Annotated in this window: 18 protein-coding genes and 1 pseudogene; 9 read left to right on the top strand and 10 right to left on the bottom strand. The window is 44.4% G+C overall.

All coding sequences use genetic code 11. The annotated features are described in order from the left end of the window. The first annotated feature begins 27 nt into the window (after positions 1-27). The 3 genes from JGK22_RS11775 to JGK22_RS11785 all read left to right on the top strand — a co-directional run bounded on the left by JGK22_RS11775 (position 28) and on the right by JGK22_RS11785 (position 2,105). The gene (locus JGK22_RS11775) at positions 28-810 is read left to right on the top strand and encodes a HipA family kinase (protein ID WP_293197097.1); all 783 of its coding nucleotides are present in this window, start codon (positions 28-30) and stop codon (positions 808-810) included. Between the two features lie 27 nt (positions 811-837). Next, on the top strand, positions 838-1,671 hold the full coding sequence (locus JGK22_RS11780; protein ID WP_293176116.1) for a DUF3037 domain-containing protein: 834 nt from the start codon (positions 838-840) through the stop codon (positions 1,669-1,671). A 62-nt stretch (positions 1,672-1,733) separates the two neighbouring features. Beyond that, entirely contained in the window at positions 1,734-2,105 is a 372-nt protein-coding gene (locus JGK22_RS11785) for a VOC family protein (RefSeq protein WP_293191180.1), read from the top strand. Between the two features lie 121 nt (positions 2,106-2,226). Here JGK22_RS11785 and JGK22_RS11790 read toward each other — a convergent pair whose 3' ends face one another. Together JGK22_RS11790 and JGK22_RS11795 are read right to left on the bottom strand one after the other, a co-directional pair. Then, positions 2,227-2,517, bottom strand: a complete 291-nt coding sequence (locus JGK22_RS11790) for a hypothetical protein (protein WP_293176112.1) — start codon at positions 2,515-2,517, stop codon at positions 2,227-2,229. Between the two features lie 42 nt (positions 2,518-2,559). After that, the gene (locus JGK22_RS11795) at positions 2,560-3,231 is read right to left on the bottom strand and encodes a phosphoribosyltransferase family protein (protein WP_293251551.1); all 672 of its coding nucleotides are present in this window, start codon (positions 3,229-3,231) and stop codon (positions 2,560-2,562) included. Between the two features lie 220 nt (positions 3,232-3,451). Here JGK22_RS11795 and JGK22_RS11800 point away from each other — a divergent pair, with 220 nt between their 5' ends. Then, a complete protein-coding gene (locus JGK22_RS11800) occupies positions 3,452-4,138 on the top strand; it encodes a uracil-DNA glycosylase (protein WP_293176108.1) in 687 nt (228 codons plus the stop codon). 209 nt (positions 4,139-4,347) lie between these two features. Next, positions 4,348-6,159, top strand: coding sequence for a bifunctional serine/threonine-protein kinase/formylglycine-generating enzyme family protein (locus tag JGK22_RS11805; protein ID WP_293176106.1), 1,812 nt, complete (start codon positions 4,348-4,350; stop codon positions 6,157-6,159). Between the two features lie 23 nt (positions 6,160-6,182). Here the strand turns inward: JGK22_RS11805 and JGK22_RS11810 are convergent, their stop codons facing one another. From JGK22_RS11810 to tyrS, 3 genes are all read right to left on the bottom strand, one after another. Beyond that, positions 6,183-6,764 carry a hypothetical protein gene (locus tag JGK22_RS11810; protein WP_293312925.1) on the bottom strand — a complete coding sequence of 194 codons (582 nt, stop codon included), beginning with the start codon at positions 6,762-6,764 and terminating at the stop codon, positions 6,183-6,185. A 9-nt stretch (positions 6,765-6,773) separates the two neighbouring features. Continuing rightward, a complete protein-coding gene (gene pyrF, locus JGK22_RS11815; RefSeq protein WP_293205666.1) occupies positions 6,774-7,481 on the bottom strand; it encodes an orotidine-5'-phosphate decarboxylase in 708 nt (235 codons plus the stop codon). Between the two features lie 243 nt (positions 7,482-7,724). Beyond that, positions 7,725-8,957, bottom strand: a complete 1,233-nt coding sequence (tyrS, locus tag JGK22_RS11820; RefSeq protein WP_293312936.1) for a tyrosine--tRNA ligase — start codon at positions 8,955-8,957, stop codon at positions 7,725-7,727. Positions 8,958-9,276: 319 nt separating this feature from the next. Between tyrS and JGK22_RS11825 the strand changes: the two genes are divergently transcribed. Then, entirely contained in the window at positions 9,277-11,196 is a 1,920-nt protein-coding gene (locus JGK22_RS11825; RefSeq protein WP_293176100.1) for a transglycosylase domain-containing protein, read from the top strand. Between the two features lie 13 nt (positions 11,197-11,209). Here JGK22_RS11825 and JGK22_RS11830 read toward each other — a convergent pair whose 3' ends face one another. Beyond that, positions 11,210-12,643 (bottom strand): transposase, encoded by a 1,434-nt coding sequence (locus JGK22_RS11830; RefSeq protein WP_293176098.1) that lies wholly within the window; start codon positions 12,641-12,643, stop codon positions 11,210-11,212. Between the two features lie 51 nt (positions 12,644-12,694). On the opposite strand from JGK22_RS11830, the pseudogene JGK22_RS11835 reads away from it, so the two are divergent. After that, positions 12,695-12,820, top strand: a pseudogene (locus JGK22_RS11835) (transposase); the annotation flags it as partial. Positions 12,821-13,011: 191 nt separating this feature from the next. Here the strand turns inward: JGK22_RS11835 and JGK22_RS11840 are convergent. The 4 genes from JGK22_RS11840 to JGK22_RS11855 all read right to left on the bottom strand — a co-directional run bounded on the left by JGK22_RS11840 (position 13,012) and on the right by JGK22_RS11855 (position 17,708). Then, positions 13,012-13,335, bottom strand: coding sequence for a DUF1825 family protein (locus JGK22_RS11840; RefSeq protein WP_293176096.1), 324 nt, complete (start codon positions 13,333-13,335; stop codon positions 13,012-13,014). A 307-nt stretch (positions 13,336-13,642) separates the two neighbouring features. Then, positions 13,643-14,260 (bottom strand): signal peptidase I, encoded by a 618-nt coding sequence (gene lepB / locus JGK22_RS11845; protein ID WP_293176094.1) that lies wholly within the window; start codon positions 14,258-14,260, stop codon positions 13,643-13,645. Positions 14,261-14,411: 151 nt separating this feature from the next. Further along, complete coding sequence (locus JGK22_RS11850) at positions 14,412-16,889, bottom strand: ATP-dependent Clp protease ATP-binding subunit (RefSeq protein ID WP_293176091.1); 2,478 nt, start codon at positions 16,887-16,889, stop codon at positions 14,412-14,414. 597 nt (positions 16,890-17,486) lie between these two features. Beyond that, on the bottom strand, positions 17,487-17,708 hold the full coding sequence (locus JGK22_RS11855) for a hypothetical protein (protein WP_293205590.1): 222 nt from the start codon (positions 17,706-17,708) through the stop codon (positions 17,487-17,489). 953 nt (positions 17,709-18,661) lie between these two features. On the opposite strand from JGK22_RS11855, the gene JGK22_RS11860 reads away from it, so the two are divergent. Both JGK22_RS11860 and JGK22_RS11865 read left to right on the top strand, forming a co-directional pair. Further along, complete coding sequence (locus JGK22_RS11860; protein WP_293205588.1) at positions 18,662-18,994, top strand: hypothetical protein; 333 nt, start codon at positions 18,662-18,664, stop codon at positions 18,992-18,994. 748 nt (positions 18,995-19,742) lie between these two features. Continuing rightward, entirely contained in the window at positions 19,743-25,082 is a 5,340-nt protein-coding gene (locus JGK22_RS11865) for an AAA family ATPase (protein ID WP_293312927.1), read from the top strand. Positions 25,083-25,133: the final 51 nt, after the last annotated feature.

Raw genomic sequence — 25,133 nt, forward strand, 5'->3', positions numbered from 1 at the left:
CAGCAAATTTATGACTGCAAAATTATTGTGAGCGATAGTGCAGAGACTAAGCAAGAGAGAAGAAAAAGGTGGAAAGATTGTTTAGAAGCCGGAATCGATCGAGCTGAAGATCCGATAATTATCATTACCTTTCATTCAGGGTGGGCTTCTGCCGCACGTCCAGTTTTAGCACGGGGCATTGATAAGCGGGAATATGTCATCAAGGGGCAACAAGCAGGGCGTCAAATCGTCAACGATCAGGTGGTAGCAAGACTCGGTATCGCAATCGGAGCACCTGTGGGAGAACCTTGTATTGTTGAAATTTATGAGGAACTAATTGCTGAAGATTCTAGATTTTCTTATCTTACTCCTGGAACGGCTCATGCTACGCTTTACATCCCTAAATGTTCTGCCGAAAGAGAAGAAATCAAGCACACAAACCAGCCCGAAAACCGCGAAAGGTTTGCTTTGCTGATTTTGCTGTACGGATGGGTATATGCTAATGACTGTCAATTCATCTATCAAAATTTTCGTCCCAATTTAGTTTACTCTGTAGACCACGGTCATTTCTTTCCAGGCGGCCCAAAGTGGAACCAGCGCGACTTGCTCGAAGCTGCTAATGCTGAGATAAACCCCCACCTTGTTTCTAAATGTCAACTAAAGCCAGAGGAGATTAGCCAGGGACTTATGCTTCTCGATGCTGTCAGCGAAGAAAGCATTATTCAAGCTGTGGCTGCTCCGCCCAGGGAATGGGGATTTACAATTGACGAGCGTGTTACCATGGTAGAGTATATTGTTAAAAGAAGACAGGATTTACTGGCGCTCTTATAGCCACTGTCAGACAAAAAGGCGGAAACAATGGCAAGCAAGTATAGTATCGTTCAATACGTTCCCAATCCAATTGCTAACGAACGGATTAATATTGGCGTTGTTGCTTTTAACGAAGAACAGGTGCGCGTTCAGTTTCTCACAAACTGGGAGCGGGTGCGGCATTTTGGCATGGAAGATGTTACTTTCTTGAAAGAGTTTGCTCAGCGAATGTCCCAAGCTGCTGACTGTGGATTGATTTTTCCTGGGGATAACCCAAATGCTCCTTATCAGGAACGTTTAAATAAAATTGCCCAGGATTGGCTCAATAGTATTCAGTGGACAGAACCTCGTGGCTCCTTAGCAGATGTCGATAGTTTACTAGAAGATATTGCTAGTAATTTTTTGGTAGATTTGAATTCCCAAAAGCCGCATCGACGTGACCGCCAAGATGCTGCAAGATTGACCACTTCTAAATTTAGAAATGTTTTTCAAAAGTACGTGAAAAATGATGCTAAAGAACTCCTAAAAACAAGTTATTCCGTGCAGGGTAGTCGAGACTCTCACAAGTTTGATGCAGTTGTTGCTAATGGGCAACCTTACTTGGCAGCACACGGTGTATCATTTGAGGTGAAGATACCGGAACACCTGCAAAAATCTCTGTTTTGGATGATTACTGATGTAAAACAGTGTCAACCTAATTTTCCTATTGCAATCATGGCACTACCGCCAAAAAAAGACGCTGATAACTATCAAGAATCTCAGCAAAATTATCAGCAAGCTACCTCGACGTACTCAGAACTTGGTGCAAAGGTTCTTCAAGAAGAAGATGTTGAAAGTTGGGTAATCGAAAGACTTGAGAAGGGGAATCTATTGCATAGGTAAAGCGATTTTCCCATTGCCAATTCCCCCAATCTCCAATTACCAATTACCCATTACCCATTTATATGAGTTTCCAATACAGCGCAGCCTTCGTGACTTTAGCAGACCTTGACAAAGAAGTTCTCGTTAAATTTTACACCAAATTTCTCGACCTAGAACCAAACCCTTACATTCCCAATAATTATGCTGAATTTCAACTCCCCGGCCTGAGACTCGGCATATTCAAACCCAAAGATTCCCACAAATCGGAATTTGCAAATCGAGCCAAAACAGGCATGAGTTTGTGTTTGGAAGTCAGCAATATCGAAACTGCGATCGCCCGAATCTGGGCCTTAGGATATCCCCCCGCCGGAGAAATTATCAAAGCCTCACACGGTTTAGAAATCTATGCCTTCGATCCCGCCGGAAATCGCCTAATTTTGCATCAATCCCATTAGAATCTAAAATAATCCTCCCGCCTGTAGTCTGTGGTGGAACAGGCGTCTCGCCTGTGATTCTGTGGTGGTGATTCTGTGGTGGAACAGGCGTCCCGCCGGTGGTTCCTTCACAACCTCTCAACTATCTAATCAATTCAGCAAAACTATAAAAACTGATAATTAACAATAACAAAGCAGTGAAATGAGTCCACTGAAATTGAGGCCGCGGCCCGATATATTCCCGCACCAAAATTGAGAAAGAGGAACCAATGATATAACTCAAAGACAGCGTTAAATACTGCCACTGCAACGTTACACTCCACAGCCCGAGAAAAATCATCGCCAAAGTCAACATCACCAACTCAACAAACCGAGGCGGATTTTGCTGGCTAGACAGAATCACAGTGTTCAACCAATATTCCCAACTTCTCATGTTTTAACGATCGAGCTTTTGGATTTAGCCTTCTAGCTTAACTCACGATCGCCATTCAATCTGTCGCTGCAAACACAGCAAAGCCTCCGCCGTCTCCACCTGCGGAAACTGGGCGTAAAAACGGCTGACACTGTAAAAAGGGTGAGGAGTCTCCAAAATAATCAACTTATCGGCGATTTGGGCCAAAAATCCCATCAACTCTGGCGGGGCGACGGGCGCGCAAATCCACAAAGCCATCGGTTGCTGCGACTGCAAAGCCTGGGCCGCCACAGCCACCGTCATCCCCGTCGCAATCCCATCGTCCACTAAAATCGCCAAAGACCCCGCTGCGCTGACATTGGGCCGTCCCGAAGCCAAATCTGCCAACAGAGATTGAGCGCTATTTTCAGCCTGCTGGAGTGCTGATTTTTGCAAGCGTAAATTTTGCTGATTTTGCTTTTGCCAGAGAACCTGGCCGTCAGCAGTTGCAGCCCCGATCGCCAATTCCAAATTATCTGGGCGAGTAATTTTCTTGGCGACAACCACATCCAAAGCACAGCCCAAGCGGCGCGCAATCGGTACAGCAACCGGCAAACCCCCGCGCGGCAAGGCGTAAACAATCGGTTTAATAGTATCCTGTGTTGTTAAATTCAACTTGCCGAGCTCGCCTGCAACTGCCTCGGCCAGTTTTTCGCCTGCATCGGCGCGATCGTCAAAAAACGGGTTAGAGAACATATTTTTGCCTGTACGAGCAAACCCGATCTAAACTATAACTCTAGCTTCCCCAAAATCCCCTCTATCTTTAACAGCGGACAATTGACGGTGCACAATTAGAGCAAAAACCTAGATCGGATTTTCGCTGTCAACTATCAACTATCAACTATCAACTGTCAACTATCAACTATCAACTATCAACTATCAACTGTCAACTGTCAACTATCAACTGTTTAAACATATGTCCAGCGACTTGCAACTCAGCCTTTTTGACAGCAATCAAAGTGCTGCTTTCCAAAACGACTCAATACCAGCAAATGCCAAAATTCCCATTCCCGCCGGCACCTATCAAAACATGGAACAAATCGGCGAACACTGCAACCGCTGTCACCGCTGCGAATTGGGAAATACCCGCACTCACGCCGTCATCGGGCGCGGCAATCCTCAAGCCTCGATTTTGATTGTGGGAGAAGCGCCCGGACAAAATGAAGATGAAACCGGATTACCCTTCGTAGGGCGATCGGGCAAACTGTTAGATAAGATTTTAGAATCCGTAGAATTGAGCACAGAAACCGACGCATTCATAGCCAACGTCATCAAATGTCGCCCTCCCAACAACCGCCCTCCCACAGCAAAAGAAATCGAAGCTTGCAAACCATACTTGCTCGAACAAATTCGCATCTTAGACCCCAAAATCATTTTATTAACTGGTGCTACAGCCCTAAAAGGTTTGTTAAGCGACAAGCGACCAATTAGTAAAATTCGAGGTCAATGGATTGAATGGGAAGGACGTTTGTGTATGCCAATTTTTCACCCATCATACTTGTTGCGAAATCCCTCCCGCGAACCGGAAACACCAAAATGGTTTATGTGGCAAGATATGCAGGCAGTAAAAGCTAAATTGGATGAATTTAAAGCAGTAAGTTAAAGAGAGCATGATAAATCTCGCTTTTACCAGAGTCTCGATCCCCCTAAATCCCCCTTAAAAAGGGGGACTTTGATGTTCACTCTTGTCCCCCCCTTATTAAGGGGGGCTAGGGGGGATCGAGGGTCTAATCGTCAAACAGTAGCTTGTTGGCAACTGGTATTAAAATAGGTAAATTATGTTAATCTAAAAATATTAAACCAAAAAAAATTATGAGTCAATGCCTTAATCCCGACTGCCTCCATCCCAACCCACCCATCACCCAATTCTGCCAAAAATGCGGAAACAAACTGCTACTCGGAGACAGATACCGTGCAGTAAAATACATTTCCGAAGGAGCTTTCGGCCGTACATTCAAAGCCGTAGACGAACATCGACTCGATACAATTTGTGTAATCAAACAATTTCTCCCGCAACTACAAGGGAATGCCGCCATCCAGAAAGCGACGCAGTTATTCAAACAAGAAGCAGTCAGACTGCGAGATTTAGGCAAACATCCTCAAATCCCCGATCTATTGGCATTTTTTGAACAAAATAAACGCTTCTATCTAGTACAAGAATTTATAGACGGTGAGGATTTATTAAAAGAATTAGAGCAGCAGGGAAAGTTTAGCGAAAAACAAATTAAACAATTACTGAATGAATTGCTACCGATATTAGATTTTGTTCACAACCAAAAGGTAATTCACCGAGACATTAAGCCGGAAAACATCATTAGAAATTCTCACGGTTCTTTAGTATTGATTGACTTTGGAGTTGCCAAGGAATTGAGCGGTAGTGTTTTGACTAAAGTGGGAACTGTAACTGGCACTCCTGGTTATGCGGCACCGGAACAAATGCAAGGTCATGTTTTTCCAGCGAGTGACTTGTACAGTCTTGGTGTAACTTGCATTCGGTTATTAACCGGATGTTTCCTGAAAGAGATAAATGGAATTTTGTTTGATGAACTTTTCGATCCGATGCAAATGCAATGGAACTGGAAAAACAAGACAGTTCATCTCAACAAGGACTTGGCAAAAATTTTAGATAAAATGATACTATTTCCAGTTGGTGCGCGCTATCAATCAGCAGGAGAAGTATTGCAAGCTGTTGATTCAATCTCAGTATTACCCAATCAAATATTAGCACCACTACCGCCAGCAAAACCCGTTCATTCTTCAGCAGCAGCTAATAAAATATCAGCTAAATTTAAACCAAAAGCCTCTTACTTCAAATCCTTTACTGAAGACTTGGAAAATGGCGTGCAGTTAGAAATGATAGGAATTCCCAGTGGAACCTTCACAATGGGTGCGCCAGACATTGAAGCAGAAAGCCAATATAAAGAAAAACCTCAACATCCTGTCACAATTCAACCTTTCCTTTTCGGAAAATATGCGATCGTACAAGCACAGTGGAAAGCCGTTGCTAAATTGCCACAAATTCAATATCATCTCAACCCAGACCCCTCTAAATTCAAAGGCAATAACCTACCAGTAGAAAATGTCTCTTGGTATGAGGCGGTGGAATTTTGTGCTAGGTTATCTAAACATACTGGACGCAATTATCGCTTGCCCACTGAGGCAGAATGGGAATATGCTTGTCGTGCTGGTACGACTGCACCGTTCTATTTTGGTGAAACAATTACTACAGATATTGTTAACTATAACGGTAATTACTCTTACAATAATTCACCAAAAAGTCAGTATCGAGAACAAACTACAGATGCAGGCAGTTTTTCTCCCAATGCTTTTGGTTTATATGATATGCACGGGAACGTCTGGGAGTGGTGCGTTGACCCCTGGCACGGTAGCTATTACGGAGCACCAACTGATGGTAGCGCCTGGGATGAAAAATGTAATGATAATCGCTATCAAAATTCTATTGAATTATTAGTAAAATCTCAAAATAATAAAATAGCAAGGGTGCTGCGCGGGGGGTCGTGGCTTTACCATCCGAGGAATTGCCGTTCTGCTTTTCGCTTTTTCAATACGCCGGAATTTGACTATCATGACTGTGGTTTTCGAGTTGTATGTGTTGGTGTATGAACTTCTCAACCCTTGATACTTTCTCATTTTGCATGACAATCTCGCAACCACAAACGAATCGCCTCAGCAATTGCGCTTTTCTCACTTTCTGCCGACGACAACGGACTAACATCCGCCACTGTACCAAACCTAGAAACAATTTTTACTAATTCCCAGCCCTTCTCTGTTTTAGCTAAAAACAGCCAGTGATATTGCTGAATCTCGACTCGTTTTCCTCCGCGATATTGCAGTTCCAAAGTAGTAATAAAAACTTGACTGGCATTTTCGGGAAGTGCTTCTGCAAAATTTAAAGGTAGCGGTTCAAACTCCGGGCGACCTGCTAAAATTATTTGACGCTGCACGTCACCGATCGCCCTAGAATTGTTAGGAGCAAAGCCCGATCGCACAATTACCCGGTTAGCATAACTCGGCAAATCCTGCAACAGGCGATCGACTAAAGCTTCCAAATCAGCCGGACAGGGCGATCGCGCTAACAAACTGTACCGACTTGCGTTTATACTGCGATCGGCATTTGTGACAAAATTAGCAGCCAAAGTCGGACTTGCGATCGCAGATATTAGCAGATAAACACAGATTAACGCGGATGGAAGTTGATCTGTGTTCATCGATTCTGTTTATCCAATCTCTTCGCAAATCCGCGCAAAAGCCGCCACCGGATCGTCGGAAGCCGTAATCGGCCGCCCAATCACCAGATAATCAGCACCAGCTTTTAAAGCAGCCTTCGGAGTCATCGATCGCCTTTGATCGCCTCCATCAGCCCATTTTGGACGAACCCCCGGACAAACCAACAAAAAATCATCCCCGCAACTCATTCTTAACTGTTCCGCTTCTTGGGGAGAACAAACAGCACCAGCTAAACCTGTTTCCTTAGCTAACAATGCCATGTGCAAAGCATATTCCGGCAACTCTAAAGGTATCTTTAACTCGAAAGCCAACTGTCGCGAATTCAAACTCGTTAACAGCGTAATTGCAATCAATTTAGGAGTCGGTTTCTCAACCGCCGCCGCCCCTTCTACCAAAGCTGACTGTGCCGCTTTCAAAGCATCTTTACCACAAGTAGAATGGATGGTCAATAAATCTACATTGTATTTAGCAGCAGCACGACAAGCACCCGCCACAGTATTCGGAATATCGTGAAATTTCAAATCGAGAAAAATCCGTTTTTCCCGTTCTTTCAGAATCTCGATAATTGCCGGCCCGCAGCTAACGAATAACTCTAAACCGACTTTCCAAAATGATACATCTGGCAGTTTGTCGATCAGGGCGATCGCACTTTCTTGACTGGGGACATCCAAAGGAACAATAATTTTATCTGCGATCATAGTACCGTTCGTAGTAAGAACTTCATAGTAGATTGGTGTCAAAACATCAAACGTAGTCACAGACTGCTGTTTGAGGTTCGGGCCTAGATCCCCCCTAACCCCCCTTAAGAAGGGGGGGACAAGAGTATTCTCAAAGTCCCCCTTCTTAAGGGGGATTTAGGGGGATCTGGCCTCGGAGCAAAGCGAGATTTATCAAGGGTTATAGACTTAAGTTGACACCAATGGCGGTTAACAAATCCCAACTCAATCCACTAAGCGGACAAACTTATTTTTGCCTACTTGCAAAACTTTACCGCATAAATCACCTGGTGATTCAAAGGTAAGATTAACATCCGAAACTTTCTCACCCTCCAACTTCACTCCGCCGCCCTGCATCAACTTCCGTGCATCGCCGCTGCTCTTACAAAGCCCGCTAGCACTCAGAATATAAAACAACTTGGCCGGAAACTCCACGCTTGCTAAAGAAAACTCCGCCACAGCATCAGCTTGTCCCGCCGCACCTTTGATTAGCGCGATCGCATCTTGTTGTGCCCGATCGCCCGCTGCTTTCCCAAAATACTGACTTACCACATCCACAGCCAAAAGTTTCTGTTTTTCGCGCGGATTTTCTGGCAATTCATCAAGTGGCAAATCTGTCAATAGCTCGAAATACTGGGCGATCGAGCGATCGGCAATTTTCTCCAACTTAGAATACATCGTCAGCGGATCTTCCGACAAACCGACATAATTATTCAAAGACTTCGACATCTTTTGCACGCCGTCAGTCCCGATCAAAATCGGCATCAGCAAACCAAACTGCGGTTTCATCCCAAAATGCCGCTGCAAATCTCTTCCCACCGCAATATTAAACTTTTGGTCAGTTCCCCCCAACTCCACATCGGCTTCCAACACTACTGAATCGTAACCCTGCATTACTGGATATAGAAACTCGTGCAAATAAATCGCATTTTCCTGCTGCATCCTGTTATCAAATCCCTCTTTAGCGAGCATCTGCTGCACCGTCATCGTGCCTAGCAGTTCCAAAATCTTCGCCATGTCCAATTTTGACAACCACTCGGAGTTATAGCGAATTTCCAAACGTCCGGGCGTGTCAAAATCTAGAATCGGACGCACTTGGTCTAAATAAGTCTTGGCATTTTCCGCCACTTGTTCGGCTGTCAACTGAGCGCGCGTCTCCGACTTCCCAGTCGGATCGCCAATTCTTGCGGTAAAATCTCCGATGACCAGTACCGCCGTGTGGCCTGCATCCTGAAAAGCTCGCAGCTTGCGGAAGCAAATACTGTGTCCCAAGTGAATGTTCGCCCCTGTGGCGTCGATTCCCAGTTTGACTCGCAACGGTCGATCGACATTTGCCAGCAGTTGGGCCAGATTTTCGTCAGGGTTGCTAGAATCAGGTCGATCGGGAAAAATTTCGCTGATGCCGCGGTAAATTCCAGAAAAGTTAGGAGAAATCATAAAAGAGCGATCGTCCATCATTATATTTTGCAAAAGTGCAGCAGAATTAGTTACACTCACTGATTGACACATAAACACACAACTATCAAGCTACTATAATCCCAAAGCTGACCAGCTTTTATTAGCAAACCCATCCAGAAACGGATACCAGCCCCGACAGGAGTTGTGGACATCCCACAATTTTAGACTAAGGTTCAAACTCCTAAATTTATCAGTGGAGTAAATCTAAAATCTAAAATCTAAAACCTAAAATCTAAAATCGATCAACTGACAGCCTCCAGCCTTGCCATCTAAAATTAAAAGTCTTAAACCCCAAATCGAGTGAGGAAGTGAAATCCACGTGTCAACCAACGCAGTCCGCAAAAATACGGAAAACCCAGCCCCTGTATTCGAGTTTGTTCAGTCAGTCAGCAAAGTGACCGCCGGAACCATACTCAGCATGACAATGCTTGCCAGTTCCGTAGTCGCCGGCGGACTGGTTGGCCTAGCGATCAGCTTCCGCAATTTGCCAGATGTTCGCATCTTGCAAACCTACTCTCCCACCGAAACTACCCACATTTATGACATCAACGGCCGCCCCCTAGCCAGCATCCACGATGAAGCTAACCGGGATGTCGTACCCCTTGAAAAAATCTCCCCGAACCTGAAACGGGCTGTTCTGGCGATCGAAGATAGCAACTTCTTTACCCACAAAGGTATCAACCCCGGCGGGATAGCCAGAGCTCTCATAGTCAACCTAGAGAAAGGTAGAACCGTTGAAGGCGGCTCGACTATGACGATGCAGCTAGTCAAGAACTTGTTTCTATCTCCCCAATCAAAATTTAGTCGCAAGATAGCTGAAGCGGTAATGTCTATCCGCTTGGAGCAAATTCTTAACAAAGACCAAATTATGCAACTGTACCTAAATCAAATCTATTTAGGTCACAACTTGTACGGCGTAGAGACAGCTTCTCGAAGCTATTTCAACAAGTCAGCCGAGAATTTGAGCCTTGCAGAATCAGCGATGCTGGCCGGCTTAATTTCCGCTCCCGAAGAATACAGTCCTTTTGTCAACTACAAGTTGGCAAAAGAACGGCAGGAAATCGTTTTAACCCGGATGAGAGAACTCAAATGGATTACAATAGCTGAAGAAGCAAGCGCCCGAGCGCAAAAAATTAAGCTGGGCAAAATCACTTCTTTTGGCGGCTCTCAAGTTCCTTACGTCACACAAGCCGTAGTCCAGGAGTTGACACGGCGTTTTGGGCGAGATGCCGTCCTCAAGGGTGGAATGCGCGTTCAAACTACGATCGACCTCAAACTACAGCGCATCGCCGAAGAAACCGTCAAAGCGTGGCACGATCGACTTTACTATCAAGGACTTTTTTACGATCGCGACCAAGGTCAAATTGCCCTAGCAGCCGTCGATCCCCGCACCCACTTCGTCAAAGCAATGGTTGGTGGCGTCGATTACCAAAAGAGTGAATTCAACCGCGCCATTCAAGCACGCCGCCAGCCCGGATCTTCCTTTAAGCCCTTCATCTACTACGCTGCCTTTGCTACAGGCAAATACGGCCCCGATTCAGTTGTCTACGACTCCCCCGTCGGCTACCGCGACGGCGACGGATACTACTACCCTCAAAACTACGGCGGCGGCTTCTCCGGTGCCGTCAGCATCCGCAGAGCTTTGGAAGTATCACTGAACATTCCCGCTGTCAAGCTCGGCCAAGAAGTCGGATTGAATAAAGTAATTGAAATTTGCCGGGTGCTCGGCATCAGAAGTCCCATGGAACCCGTAGTTTCTTTACCCTTGGGTGCAGTTGACCTCACTCCTTTAGAAATGGCCGGAGCTTTTGCTACCTTCGCCAACAACGGCTGGCATTCCGACACCACATTTATCGTGCAAGTCACCGACAGCAGCGGCAACGTCTTGCTTGACAACACGCCCAAACCAAAATTAGTTCTCAACGCCTGGGCTGCGGCATCCGTCAACAGCGCCCTGCAAGGAGTAATTTACAACGGTACTGCCAAGGCTGCCCAAATTGGGAGGCCCGCTGCTGGGAAAACTGGCACAACTTCCTCAGAAAGGGATATCTGGTTTGTGGGTTACGTGCCGCAGTTGTCGGTGGCTGTTTGGATAGGCAACGACGATTACACACCGATGAGCTACGGTGCTACTGGCGGTACAATCGTTGCCCCTGTTTGGCGCGATTTTATGAGCCAAGCTTTGCAGGGCGTTCCTGAAGAAGATTTCAAACCTGCTTCATCTTTTGAACGACCGTGAACGAACCTGACGGTCAACTGAGTACAGTTAGACCGCAGGCTTCTTTTTCCTTTTTTGCAAAGGCTTTTTTGAGTGACGGAGTTCCCCCGCCACTTTGATCGCTCAGACCAATTTTCTTGATAAGTTTGGCTGAATTTTCATCTCGATCCAAAGACTCACCGCACTGACAAGAATGCCATCTTTCCGATAACTCTTTTGGTACTTTATTGAGGCAATTCCAACAATACTGAGAAGTTCCCTTCGGCTCGACAAACAAAAGATTTTTACCCAATTTCCAGGCAACATACTTGAGAACATTAGCAAACTGACCGTGAGCAGCATCAAGCATTGATTTATTCAAGCCGCTTTTGGCAGATTGACCGTTTGGCAAATAAACTAAATTACCATTGTCGATCTCGGTTTTAGTTTTAGCGCGTCTTGTCAAATTCTTGATACTCAAATCTTCAGCCACCAAAACATCGCATTTACGAAACAATTCATGTGCCGTCTTGAATTGAAAATCAAGTCTCGCTCTAGCTACAAATTGATGCAGTCTAGAAATCTTGCTTTTTATAACTTGCCAAGGTTTAGAACCCTTGACTCTACTAGCTAGCTTCGCCTGAAGTTTTGCTAATTTCTCGGCAGATTTCCTCAAGAATCTAGGATTTTCAATTCTTTCGCCATTAGAAAGGTAAGCGTAATTAGTAATTCCCAAGTCAATACCAAGAGTGTTTTCATCAGTCGGTTGAATTTCTGCAACCGGCACGGGAACCGTCTTATCTTCTAGCGTCAGGGAAATATACCACCCGTCCGCTTCTCTAATAACTGTCCCCGTCTTAACCGTTAATCCTGTTGGTATTGGACGATGGAATGCCATCGGTATTTGACCTATTTTGGCAAGGTTAATGCAAATCCTATTTTGCTCATCCTTGGCGATATCTAAATTATCTAATTGAGGATAAGTAAAAGATTTGTAGTAGTGAAATCCTTTAAATCGGGGCTTGCCTCTACGATTGCCATTTTTGTCGGGTGTGGTGAAATTTGAAAAGGAAGTTTCCACTCGGTTAATCACATCCTGCAAAACTTGAGAATTCAAAGTTTTGTAATCAGGAAATAGCTTTTTAGTATTTTTTAGATCGGCTAACTGGATGGTTTGCCACTGCACGTATCCGCCTTCAATATTCGAGAAAACATCACCTTTCCTGGTCAAAGGATTGCCTGATTCATCTTTCTTTCTGCCATCTCTAGTTTGCACTCTAGTCAGAGGAATATTTTGGTAAATTTCCTCAACAGGCACTATGGAAGCAATTAAAGGGCAGGCATTGACAGGCGTTCTTGTGGACTCCCACCATCTGAATCTTTCACTCAATCGGTAGTTGTACTGCCGGCGACAAAGCTCTAGATGAGTCGAAATTGTTGCTAGTTGGGCTTTCGTAGGTTTGAGGCGGTATTTGTACGTCAGTTGCATGAAAACTTCCTTTTTTTCGACCTTCCCACAGTATAGAGTGAATTCCCTGAAAGGGTGAATGAGTTTTATCGTAAAGATGTTTTGTGGAGCAGTTCGTATTTTATTGCTTCTTGCCGAGGTGTTACCGTCTCCATACTTAGGAAGTATATTGAGAATCAAGACTCTCCCAAAGATTGATTTGCGGTAACTGAGTCTAATTGTCGGGCTGGTGTTCCTCCGACCGACGAGCCTTTCATCCCTACGGTAATTTAGTCGGGGTACGGAGCGTAGCAATTGAGATTCATCCCCTCTAAATACACCGAGGGACTTCCCGGCTGCTAGTTAATTATCAGTTGACAGTTGACAGTTGATAGTTGTCAATTGTCAACTTATGATTGCTTTTCCAGTTCAGATTTCATCCGCTCCAGCGTTGAGTTCATTTGCTCAAACATCTGCTGGGGCGTGATGCCAAATTGATTTAGCTGTGTTTTTAACTGCTCTACAGTCATCTGAGCCATGAAGTCTTCAGACAGCTCGAAGCGCTTCATAAAAATACGGTAGCGATCCATCATTGATTCCATCTGAGCGATGAACATCTTCTTGCCTTCGCGATCGAATTTGCCGTAATTCCCGCCTAGTGCGACGAGAGATTGATAGTCTTCAAACAACAGCTTGGCTTCTTGCTGAACAATTTCTGAATCAAAAAATCCCATAGCTTTCCTAATTTTTAATATTGAAGTGATTTTGATCTAGGCGGGAAATCCCGCTGCTTTTGGTACTATTTTATCAGTTGCCGGAGGAACTCTCTACCGCTCAAGGCGCAAAAATCAGTAGAAATTTCCGTACAGGATAAGGCATGGGCATCGGGAATTGGGAATTGGGAATTGCGAAGTCGAGGGATGGGGCATGGGGTCTTTATGGCATTGGGCTTGCAATAACAACTGACAACTGACAACTGACAACTGACAACTGACAACTGACAACTGACAACTGTCAACTGTCAACTGTCAACTGACTTCTTCAAACTTGTCCGATACGCTCAAGTGGCCAAAACCTCAATACAGCCCGGCCGATGATATTCTTTTTAGGTAAAAATCCCCACCTGCTAGAGTCGTTACTGTTGTTGCGGTTGTCTCCCATCACGAAGTATTGATTTTCCGGGACGACATAAGGCCCCCACTGGTATTTAGGAGGTTCGGCAATATATTTCTCAACGAGGGGTTTGTCGTTGAGGTAAACTAGACCTTTTTTCACAGCTACTGTTTGACCTGGTAAGCCAATTACCCGCTTGATAAATGCTTGGTCTGCGGTAAAGCCTTGTTCTTGCAACTGTTCCGGCGGCGCAAATACTACGATGTCACCAGTTTTTGGAGGTTCCAGGTAGTAGGATATTTTTTCGACTACGACGCGATCGCCCACGCGCAAAGTTGGTACCATAGAATCTGAGGGTATGAAGCGCGGTTCTGCCACCAACGCTCGAATCACTATTGCTAAAGCCAAAGCAATAATCACAATCTGAAGATTTTCTCGCTGCGATTTCCACGCTTTTTGCCACCACGGGCTTGTGCTGAGCGAAGTCGAAGTATCAGGTAGGTTTTCTGCTACTTCTGTACCAAAATTCTTTTCTTCAGATGTCATTTACTCCTCCTATAATTTTATTGACTCTTATTCATAAAAAAGGCAGAGAATTAAGATTCTCTACCTTTTTTATATGCTGATTTTGAGTTATTTACGATCGCGCAATTTGCGATCTTAAAACTTTACTCGCGATCGCACTTACTCAACGCACTTACTCAGCGCCTTGGGGCAGCAATTCCCGTTTTTGACCTTGCAGCACCTTGACAATTCCATCGTCGCCCACATCTACAACAGCGATATCGCCATCTTTGATGCGGCCAGAAAGGATTTCCTCAGCCAAGCTGTCTTCCAACAACCGCATGATCGCGCGGCGCAGGGGCCTGGCTCCGTAGCTGGGGTTATAGCCTTCTTCTACTAGCCGTTCCTTGAATTTTTCGGTCACTTCCAGAGTGATTCCCTGTTCTGTCAAGCGGCCGAACACTTCTTTGAGCATGATAACGGCAATTTCCTTGACTTCTTCCCTGTTCAACTGACGGAAGACGATAATTTCGTCAAGTCGGTTGAGGAATTCTGGGCGGAAGTAGTTCTTCAGTTCTTCGTTAACCAAGGAGCGAATGCGGTTGTAATTAGCATCAGCTTGGTTGTCGCCGAACTCGAAACCGAGGCCGCCGCCACCTTTTTCAATGACCTTAGAACCGATGTTGGAGGTCATGATCAGCAGCGTGTTTTTGAAGTCCACGGTACGACCTTTGGCATCTGTTAAGCGGCCGTCTTCCAATATTTGCAAGAGCATATTGAAGACATCGGGGTGGGCTTTTTCGATTTCGTCAAACAACACGACGGTGTAAGGACGACGACGAACTGCTTCTGTCAGTTGTCCGCCTTCGTTGTAGCCGACATAACCAGGAGGAGAACCGATAAGTTTGGAGACGGTGTGACGTTCCATGTATTCGGACATATCCAACCGAATCATGGCGTCTTCGGAACCGAAGAAGTAGCCGGCTAAGGCTTTCGTCAGTTCGGTTTTGCCGACGCCTGTGGGCCCGGAGAAGATGAAACTGGCGATCGGGCGATTGGGATTTTTCAAGCCAACGCGAGCGCGGCGGATGGCACGGGAAACGGCTTTCACTGCTTCTTCTTGACCGATCAAGCGCTGGTGCAAGGTATCTTCCATGTGCAGCAGTTTTTCGGATTCAGATTCAGTCAGTTTGTTGACCGGTACGCCCGTCCAGCTTGCGACGATTTGAGCGATATCTTCTTCGGTAACTACTGGCGAAGGGTCGGTTTCGCCGGTGCGGGCCGAGTCAGTTTTTTTGGCTTGGGAAATCGCGCGAATTTCGGCTTTGATCGTCATTTCTCGATCGCGCAATTCACCTGCTTTGTCAAAGTCTTGAGAACGCACCGCTTCGTCTTTATCTTTCAGGACTTGGCGGAGTTCTTTATCAAGTTCCTTAGCTGCGGGCGGCAGTTGGGAGTTGATCAGGCGGACTCTCGAACCAGCTTCGTCTACCAAGTCAATTGCTTTGTCTGGGAGGAAGCGGTCAGAAATATAGCGGTGAGACAGTTTGGCGGCAGCTTCCAGGGCTGTATCCAAAATTTTCAGCTTGTGGTGCTGTTCGTAGCGTTCCCGCAAACCGAACAGAATCTCGATCGTCTCGTCAACGGTGGGCTCGCCGACCATCACGGGCTGGAAGCGGCGTTCTAGGGCGGCATCGCGCTCGATGTGCTTGCGGTACTCGTCGAGGGTTGTAGCGCCGATACACTGGAGTTCGCCTCTTGCCAAAGCTGGCTTGAGAATGTTCGCTGCGTCGATCGCCCCTTCAGCCGCACCAGCACCGATCAAAGTGTGCACTTCGTCAATCACCAAAATCACGTTACCCGCCGTGCGGATTTCGTCCATGATTTTTTTGAGGCGTTCTTCAAATTCCCCCCGGTATTTCGTACCAGCTACGAGCAAGCCGATATCGAGGGTAACGACGCGCTTATCTTCGAGGATATCTGGGATATCGTTGTTAGCGATGCGCTGGGCCAGACCTTCGGCGATCGCAGTTTTGCCGACTCCAGGTTCGCCAATAAGTACCGGGTTATTTTTAGTACGGCGACCGAGGATTTGAATTACCCGTTCGATTTCTTTTTGCCGTCCGACTACGGGGTCAAGCTTACCATCAACCGCCATTTGAGTCAGGTTGGCACCAAATTCGTCCAATGTTGGGGTTTTAGTGCGAGCTCCGCCGCCGGTGGCTGCGACTTCTGCCGTTTCTCCCAGCATCCGAATCACTTGGGTGCGGACTTTCGACAAATCTACTCCCAGATTTTCCAGGACTCTGGCCGCTACTCCTTCACCTTCACGAATCAGGCCGAGCAGCAGGTGTTCTGTACCTATATAATTGTGTCCGAGTTGGCGAGCTTCTTCGAGGGACAGTTCTAGAACCCGCTTGGCGCGAGGGGTGAACGGAATTTCGACTGCTACGAAGCCCGAACCGCGCCCGATGATTTTTTCGACCTCAATCCGAGCATCTTTGAGGTTGACCCCCATTGATTTGAGGACTTTGGCTGCAACTCCGGTTCCTTCTCCAATCAGACCCAGGAGGATCTGTTCTGTCCCTACGAAGTTGTGACCCAGGCGGCGAGCTTCTTCCTGGGCCAACATGATTACTTTTATTGCTTTTTCTGTGAAGCGTTCAAACATGGTTTATTCCCACCTGCTATGTGCCCGTTTTGAGGTCACGCTCGCACAACGAGCGTTTTTGTTCGAGTGTTAACTCGTAATGCTAATTCTAGCGCGACACTCCCACCGCGAAAGCCGCACTCGGCTGCGGTTGCAGATTCCAGGCTCATGTTGCAGGGTGGCTTTCAACTGGGAAGACCCAAATGGTGGCTGACCTACAACCTCCCCTAGACTGCAAGAAGATTGCTCTTCTCGGCCTGTGCCCAACCTACGACTACGTATTGATGGATTCTAGCACAATGTTTTTGATATGAAGTCTATTAATCCAGTCGGATGCGCGATCTTTTGTTAACTTGAGCTTGCTTTAAACTCTGTTCTCATTTTCTCCCGAACAACTTTTAGACCGCTGCGCGATCGATCGCTATTGTCCAAACACAGACACGCTACATATAACGTCCCTGCGTAATTCCTGTTAGTTTTTGTTGCAAAGTAATGCGATCGGTTGATACAATATTTTCTATAATTGTCAACGCAGAGCGACTATTTTCGAGATAAATCTATCCCTAGTCACGAGCCCCAAAAATTACCCACGGCTGATGGGGTTTATCTCTGAGAAATTCACCTTGCCAAGCATACTGAAGGTTGTTCTTCTAAAAATTGTTGAGCATTAAATGTTGAACCGTCCGGATGTCCGTAGCGACCCAAGAAACTCATTTCTTTAGCCATTGTACTATCCGTTACTTTACCATCATTAGCTCCATAAGGATAGTAAGGCCCAAATTCTAGAGGATTAAATGGAGCAGGATCGCGATCGTCAGTTCTTTGTGAAGTTTTGCCCATTCCTCTTGCTCCTAATGCAGATCTCTATCTGTATTATCGACATAGATTAACTTCGCTGTTGATAAGAGCTGACGATCGAGTAACATCATCAGAAGTTAAACTTAATCATAAGACCCCAAAAACCAGTTTCTAGAGGCTTCTGAGTCGTCGGTGCGATCGACCTATCTACTCGTTCTACTCGTTACTAGGCTCTGCCTGGTAATGCAGATCCGGAGGCTCTGCCTCCAATTTTCGCGATCGCAAGCCAAGAGAATAGAGAGTTTATCCATAATATTAAAGAATAGTTAAATTTTAATACAAAATACTAAAACTCTCAAAAACATATGATATAAAGGTTGAATTAATAGTAGGGTTCGCTCGCCAAATCGCAACCGTACTCAAATTCACCTCTGTTTCATCGTTAAGGAGGGAAAATATGCAACAAAGATTTTAGTGATCGTCCGATGGTGGCAAAAACACAATAGCTCACATCATTTAAACTGTCTAAGTCGGAAAATCAACCAACAACCAATTCAACGAATGTCAGGAACTCAGGGAATCAACGCCACTGAGCTTGTAAGAAATTGCAAGCTGTTCTGACCAGACCCCTTGAAAAAGGATACGTTATTTAGGTCACGACACCGACGAATGCGACGCCAGTTTTCCGCTCTGTCATCTGCGATTAAACAGTTTTAAAGTCACTGAAACAGTGTCGCAGGTCTAACAAGCCTTTATAACCAGGTCGAGGCGAACATTACCCCGTAAGGGAGGCTCCAAAAGAGCAAACATTATGCGTACAGGGTTGCAAGGTTTGAGGCGGTAACTGTCCTGCCGAAAGTACATTACAAAAGTACACCAAGTTAAGCAACTCCAAGGCGGTAATGGATAAAGAAAGATTCAAGGCGGTTGAAACCGCCGGGTCGTTTCCCTCTCAGGACTAAAGTCTCTGAGTTTCCCACTTACCGAGCTATTTTATGACAAATACTAATTCTACCTTTTCCAACTATCCTCAATACATCACAAGAGGAGGCGATACGGCTTTTGCACCCCCTTACATTCTCAATGAGACAAAACTCTATGGATTTGTCTTGGAAGGAACCTCGGAAAATTTACAGAATCTCTGCAACAAATATCTCAATATACCAGGCCAAGATCAATTCCAATACCGTCCTGCTGCTAACCGTGTGCTGATGGTATTTGATACGATCGCGCACATTAATTCTACACAACCTCCCGGCAGTGACAAAGGTTTCTTCTCTGAAACAGGGGAGGTCATGTTTTGGGTATTGACTGAGGCAGGAAAATAAGAGGGAGGGAAATTTTTGGTCGATCACCACACTTGGTTTATTCCCTATATTTTTGTCGATTATACACCAGCTAATGCTTTTCAACCCATAGCTTCATTGTCTTTGAAGACGAAGATAAACATGGTCGTTGGGCTCCTTGGAATTTACATTTTCCTTACTTTAAGAATGAATTTCCTTGGTTCGATCGAGATATTAAAGCTGGTTCCCCCTGGGAATACATTTTCAAGATGCTTGAGTTCATGCTACATATGTACTCTCAGTTTTGGCGGATTAATATTACTCCTTCAGAGCGTTATGTATTGTCTGTTCCTGGTAGCTACCAGTTTCGTCTCCGCGCCGATGGTTCCAGGTGAGATAATCGCCCTCGCGGGTTCAATAACCTCTACCTAACAGGCGATTGGGTCGATAATAGTTTCAATTCTGGGGTATCGAAGCGACTACGATCGCAGGAATGCAAGCAGCAAAGGCTATTATCACACAACAGTTCAGCCAGGAATATCATCGGCAGCAAAATTATGGGCGAGAATGATGCTTGGCCAAAACCTCGATCGCTTAACTTCTCGATCGCAGAAGGAGATTAGGCAAAGAAGATAGAGTAAAATCAAAACCACAGGGGAAAAGTATTCACATATAGCGCAGTATCTTGCCCGCGATAGTTCCCCATTCAGCTTTTTAATGCCAAAGTTTTGGGAGTATTTCCATCTTCGCAGTTTGGAAATACTCCTTGTAGCACCTTACTATAAAAAAAATGCTTAAACTTGACGGCTACCAAATTCTCACTCAAATCTACGAAAGTAACAACTCCAATGTTTATCGAGGCATCCGCCAAGACGATAACCAACCCGTTATTCTCAAATTCCTCAAAGAAGACTATCCCACACCTTCGGAACTCACCCGCTATAAACAAGAATATGAAATTACTCGGAATTTGAATCTTGATGGAGTCATTAAGGTTTATGAATTAAAACCCTATAAGCGGACTTTAGTTATTATTCTTGAGGATTTTGGCGCGTCATCTTTAAAACACTTGATGAATGAGTGTAAGGCAGCAAGCACGCCGGCATTTCCCCTACAGGAATTTCTTCGCATTGCTATTAAAACGGCTGAGATTTTAGGCAGTATTCACGCACAAAATATTGTCCATAAAGATATTAACCCGGCGAATATTATTTTCAACCCAGAAACCGGGCAGCTCAAAATTATTGATTTTGGTATTTCTACAGTCTTAACCCGCGAAAACCCTACCCTGAAAAATCCCAATGTTTTAGAAGGTACTTTAGCATATATTTCACCAGAGCAAACGGGAAGAATGAACCGTTCCCTAGATTACCGCACCGACTTTTACTCCCTCGGTGTCACTTTCTATGAGTTACTAACGGGACAACTCCCTTTTGAAACCACGGATGCACTGGAGTTGGTACATTGTCACATCGCCAAAGTGCCAATATCTCCCAATATAATTAATCCAGAAATTCCCCAAGCCATCTCAGATATCGTGGTGAAACTGATGGCAAAAACGGCTGAGTATCGATACCAAAGTGCTTTTGGAATCAGAGTTGATTTAGCAGAATGTTTGCATCAGTTAGAAACCAAAGGAAATATATCAGATTTCTATTTGGGTACTCAAGATATTTCTGACCAGTTTCAAATTCCCCAAAAACTCTACGGGCGCGAGGCAGAAGTTGAAGCCTTACTGACAGCTTTTGAGCGAGTAGCAACCCCCCTTTCATCCCCCCTTAGCAAGGGGGGACAGAGGGGGGTAGAAATGATGTTAGTGGCTGGTTATTCTGGCATTGGCAAATCATCGCTAGTAGCCGAAATTCACAAACCAAATACCCGACTGCGCGGCTATTTTACGGCGGGCAAATTTGACCAATTTCAAAAGAGTATTCCTTACTCGGCTGTTGTCAAGGCCTTTAAGGGATTGGTGCGGCAACTATTAACTGAAAGTGAAGCACAACTCGAACAATGGCGAGAAAAACTTAGAGCTGCTTTTGGTGCAAACGGTCAAGTAATTATTGATGTAATTCCCGAAGTAGAACTGATTGTCGGCGAACAGCCACCCGTGCCAAAATTAGGGGCAAGCGAGTCGCAAAATCGGTTTAATATTGTCTTCGGTAACTTCATCCGAACATTTTGTACAAAAGAGCACCCCTTAGTCATATTTCTCGATGATTTACAGTGGGCAGACTCCGCGACACTTAAGTTAATAGAACTGATGATGACAGACGCAGATATGCAATATCTGTTTTTAATTGGAGCTTATCGGGATAATGAGGTTAGCCCAATCCACCCTTTGATGATGACGCTTGATGGATTGCTCAAAGATGGAGCCACTATCAATTATATTACCTTAGCACCTTTAGAGCTAGAAAATATTAGTCAACTGATTGCCGATACATTATATAGCAACACTGATTCGGTAAAAACCTTGGCAGAGCTAGTGATGCAGAAAACAGGTGGTAATCCATTCTTTGTCAATCAGTTTCTCAAAACCCTGTACGCAGAAGATCTAATAACTTTTGATTCTCAACAGCATAGTTGGCAGTGGAATATCAACCAAATTGAAGCACAAAATATTACTGATAATGTTGTAGAATTGATGATAGGCAAGTTAAAAAAACTGCCCCCCCTCACACAGCAGGTTTTACGTTTAGCATCTTGTATAGGTGCTTCTTTCCACTTAAGCACTCTTGCTATCGTTAGTGAAAAACTCAAAGAGGTAATTTTCCCCGACCTAGTTGTGGCAGTTCAGACCGGATTCATCTTGCCGACATCAGAGTTAGATCAAAACCTATTAATTCAAGATTATAAATTTCTGCATGACCGGATACAACAAGCATCTTATGCTCTGATTGATGATGATCGGAAAAAAGCAGTGCATCTCCAGATTGGGCGGCTGTTGCTGGCGAATTTATCTGCTGAGGAACTGCCAGGAAAAATCTTTGAAATAGTCGATCATTTGAACTTAGCTGGGGAATTAATTGCTGATGAATCGGAACGGGTTGAATTAGCACGATTGAACTTGGAAGCGGGGAGAAAAGCCAAAGCTTCAACGGCTTACGCGGCTGCTTTAGAGCAATACTTTACTACGGGAATAGAGATGTTGCCGACAGATGCTTGGCAAGAGCATTACGATCTGACTTTTAGTTTATATCGAGAACGGTCTGAATGTGAATATCTATGCGGTAACTTTGAAAAAGCAGAAGAGTTATTTGGCTTGATATTAACTCAAGTTAAATCTAATGTAGAAAGAGCCGAAATTCAGAATATTCGTTTAGTTTTGTATGATAATACAGGCAAATTTGTAGAAGCTGTTGGCATTGGATCGGAGGCTTTAAAATCCTTGGGATTAAGTTTGCCTACAACCGATAAATCGGAAATTTTGTCTGCCCTTGACTTAGAGTTGGAGTTATACAGAGCCAATCTGGAGCATATCAAAGTTTCTGAGCTAATTGATGCCCCAGAAATGTTCGATCCAGAGATTAGAGCTTGTATGACTCTCTTAATGAATATTACTGGGCCAGCTTATTTCGTAGATCAAGATTTGTTGGCTTTGATTTCATTAAAAATGGTCAATCTTTCTCTGGAAAACGGCAACTCAGATGTATCGGCTCATGGATATGCTTTTTGGGGATTCTTGGCAGGTGCGAGATTAGTTGATTATGAAGTGGGTTATGAATTTGGTCTATTATCGATGAAGCTCAACGAGCGATTTCATAATGTTAATTTGGCTTGCAAAGTTTTTAATATGTTCGGTGGTCTGATTAATCCCTGGCGAAGCCATCTTAAAAAAGGAATTCCGTTTCTGAGGAATGGCTACCTAGCTGGAGTGGAAACTGGAGATGTTTATGTCAGCTACAATTCTTACCATTTGATTCTGCAAAGAGTTCTATGTTCTGATAATTTTGATAGCATTCTTGAAGAATCTAACAAACATCTTGAATTTCTAAAGAAAATAAAAAATAATGTTTTTGCTGGTATTCAGCAATTACAGCGGCATTTCATTTTAAATTTACAGGGATTAACCCTGGATAAATTTTCTTTTAGCGATGAGTATTTTGATGAATTGCAGTGCCTCCAGATGTGCGAGGAAAAATCTTTTATGCCTGGAATAGCAGCTTATAACATCTTTAAAGCCCAAATTGTATTTTTCTATGGTGATTATGAAAACGCTTTAGAATATATTAAAAAAAGCGATGAAATCATCGTTTTTATTTCAGGTATTCCCACTCAAGGCGAACATTATCTTTACTATCCTCTAATTTTAACGGCTCTTTATCCCACTGCTACCGATGCACAGCAGCACGAATATGGGGAAATTATTAAAGCCTGTCAGCAAAAGATGAAAATTTGGGCAGATAATTGTCCTGAAAACTTCCTGCATAAATATCTACTGGTGGAGGCAGAAATCGCTCGCATTACAAATAAAGAAATAGAATTGACATGGGACTTGTACGATCGCGCCATTGCTTCAGCTCATGAAAATGAGTATATTCAGAATGAAGCTTTAGGTAATGAATTGGCAGCTAAATTCTGGTTAGGGAAAGGCAAAGAGGAAATTGCCCAACTTTACATGAAAAAAGCCCATTATGGCTACCAATTTTGGGGTGCCAAACGCAAAGTTGAGGATTTGGAGCAGAAATATCCGCAGTTGCTACCCAAGGTATCTGCCAAGAAAAAAACTGATTTGCAGGCTACTGCTACTGGGATAGCTTCTTCAAAAACTGGAGGAAGTTCAGATATAGACTTGTCCACAGTTATCAAAGCTTCCCAAGTTCTTGCTGGTGCAATTGTCCTCGACCAATTATTAGCAAAATTAATGAATATTGTGCTGGAGAATGGAGGCGCACAAACAGGTTTACTGATGTTATTAAACAATGGTAAGTTAACTATTGAAGCGACTGGTCAATTCGATCCACAAAAAGTGGAAGTTTTGCAATCTATTGCTGTTGAAGACTGCGACGATGTGCCAATGGGGATGTTTAAATATGTCGAAAGAACTCAGGAAGATATAGTGCTATCAGATGCTACCAAAGAGGGTATATTCATTAGTGAACCTTATGTTGTAAAAAATCAGCCTAAGTCGGTTTTATGTGCTCCTATTATCAATCAAGGCAAATTGCTCGGCATTCTGTATCTAGAAAATAATTTGACTGCTGGGGCATTTACGATCGAACGTTTAGAAGTCCTTAAAGTTCTATCTTCCCAAGCTGCTATTTCGATTGAAAATGCCTTGCTGTATCGCACTTTAGAAGATAAAGTCAAAGAACGCACGGCTCAACTAGCTGAAGCGAATCAAGAAATTAGCACCCTCAATGAACTCCTGAAACAAGACAATCTGCGTATGAGTGCAGAACTCGATATTGTCAAACAACTGCAACAAATGGTATTACCCAAACAGTCAGAATTAGAAGCAGTTGACGGCTTAGAAATAGCTGGCTTTATGGAACCAGCAGACGAAGTTGGTGGCGATTACTACGACGTATTGCAACAGGATGGTCAAGTCAAGATTAGTATTGGCGATGTCACCGGACATGGTTTAGAAAGTGGCGTGTTGATGATTATGGCACAAACGGCTGTCAGGACGCTTCAGAAAATGAACGAAACAGACCCCGTAAAGTTTTTGGATGTTATAAATCAGACTCTTTATGACAATCTCCAGCGCATGGATTCCCCGAAAAATATGTCTCTCGCCATCTTAGACTATGCCGGAGGTGTGCTGAAATTGAGCGGACAACATGAGGAAACGATCGTAGTGCGTGCTGATGGAACATTGGAGTGCATAGACACGATGGATTTAGGATTTCCCATTGGCTTAGTAGACGAGATTAGCGACTTTGTTGCTCAAGCAGAAGTGCAGTTAAATCCTGGGGATGTGGTGGTGCTTTATACTGATGGAATTCCTGAAGCTTTTGATATTAATAAAGCGCAGTACGGATTAGAGAGATTGTGGCAAGTTGTGATTGAAAATCGTCAGCTTTCGGCCGCAGAAATTCGGGAAGCTGTGATCGCTGATGTGCGGGAGTATATTGGTGTTCAGAGGGTGTTTGATGATATTACTTTGGTGGTGTTGAAGCAGAAATAGAGTGTTTATTAGCATGAGTTGGCTAAATTCTACTTTTCCTAGTTTTGCAAT

This window comes from Microcoleus sp. PH2017_08_TRC_O_A (assembly GCF_020738665.1).
Classification (GTDB): domain Bacteria; phylum Cyanobacteriota; class Cyanobacteriia; order Cyanobacteriales; family Microcoleaceae; genus Microcoleus.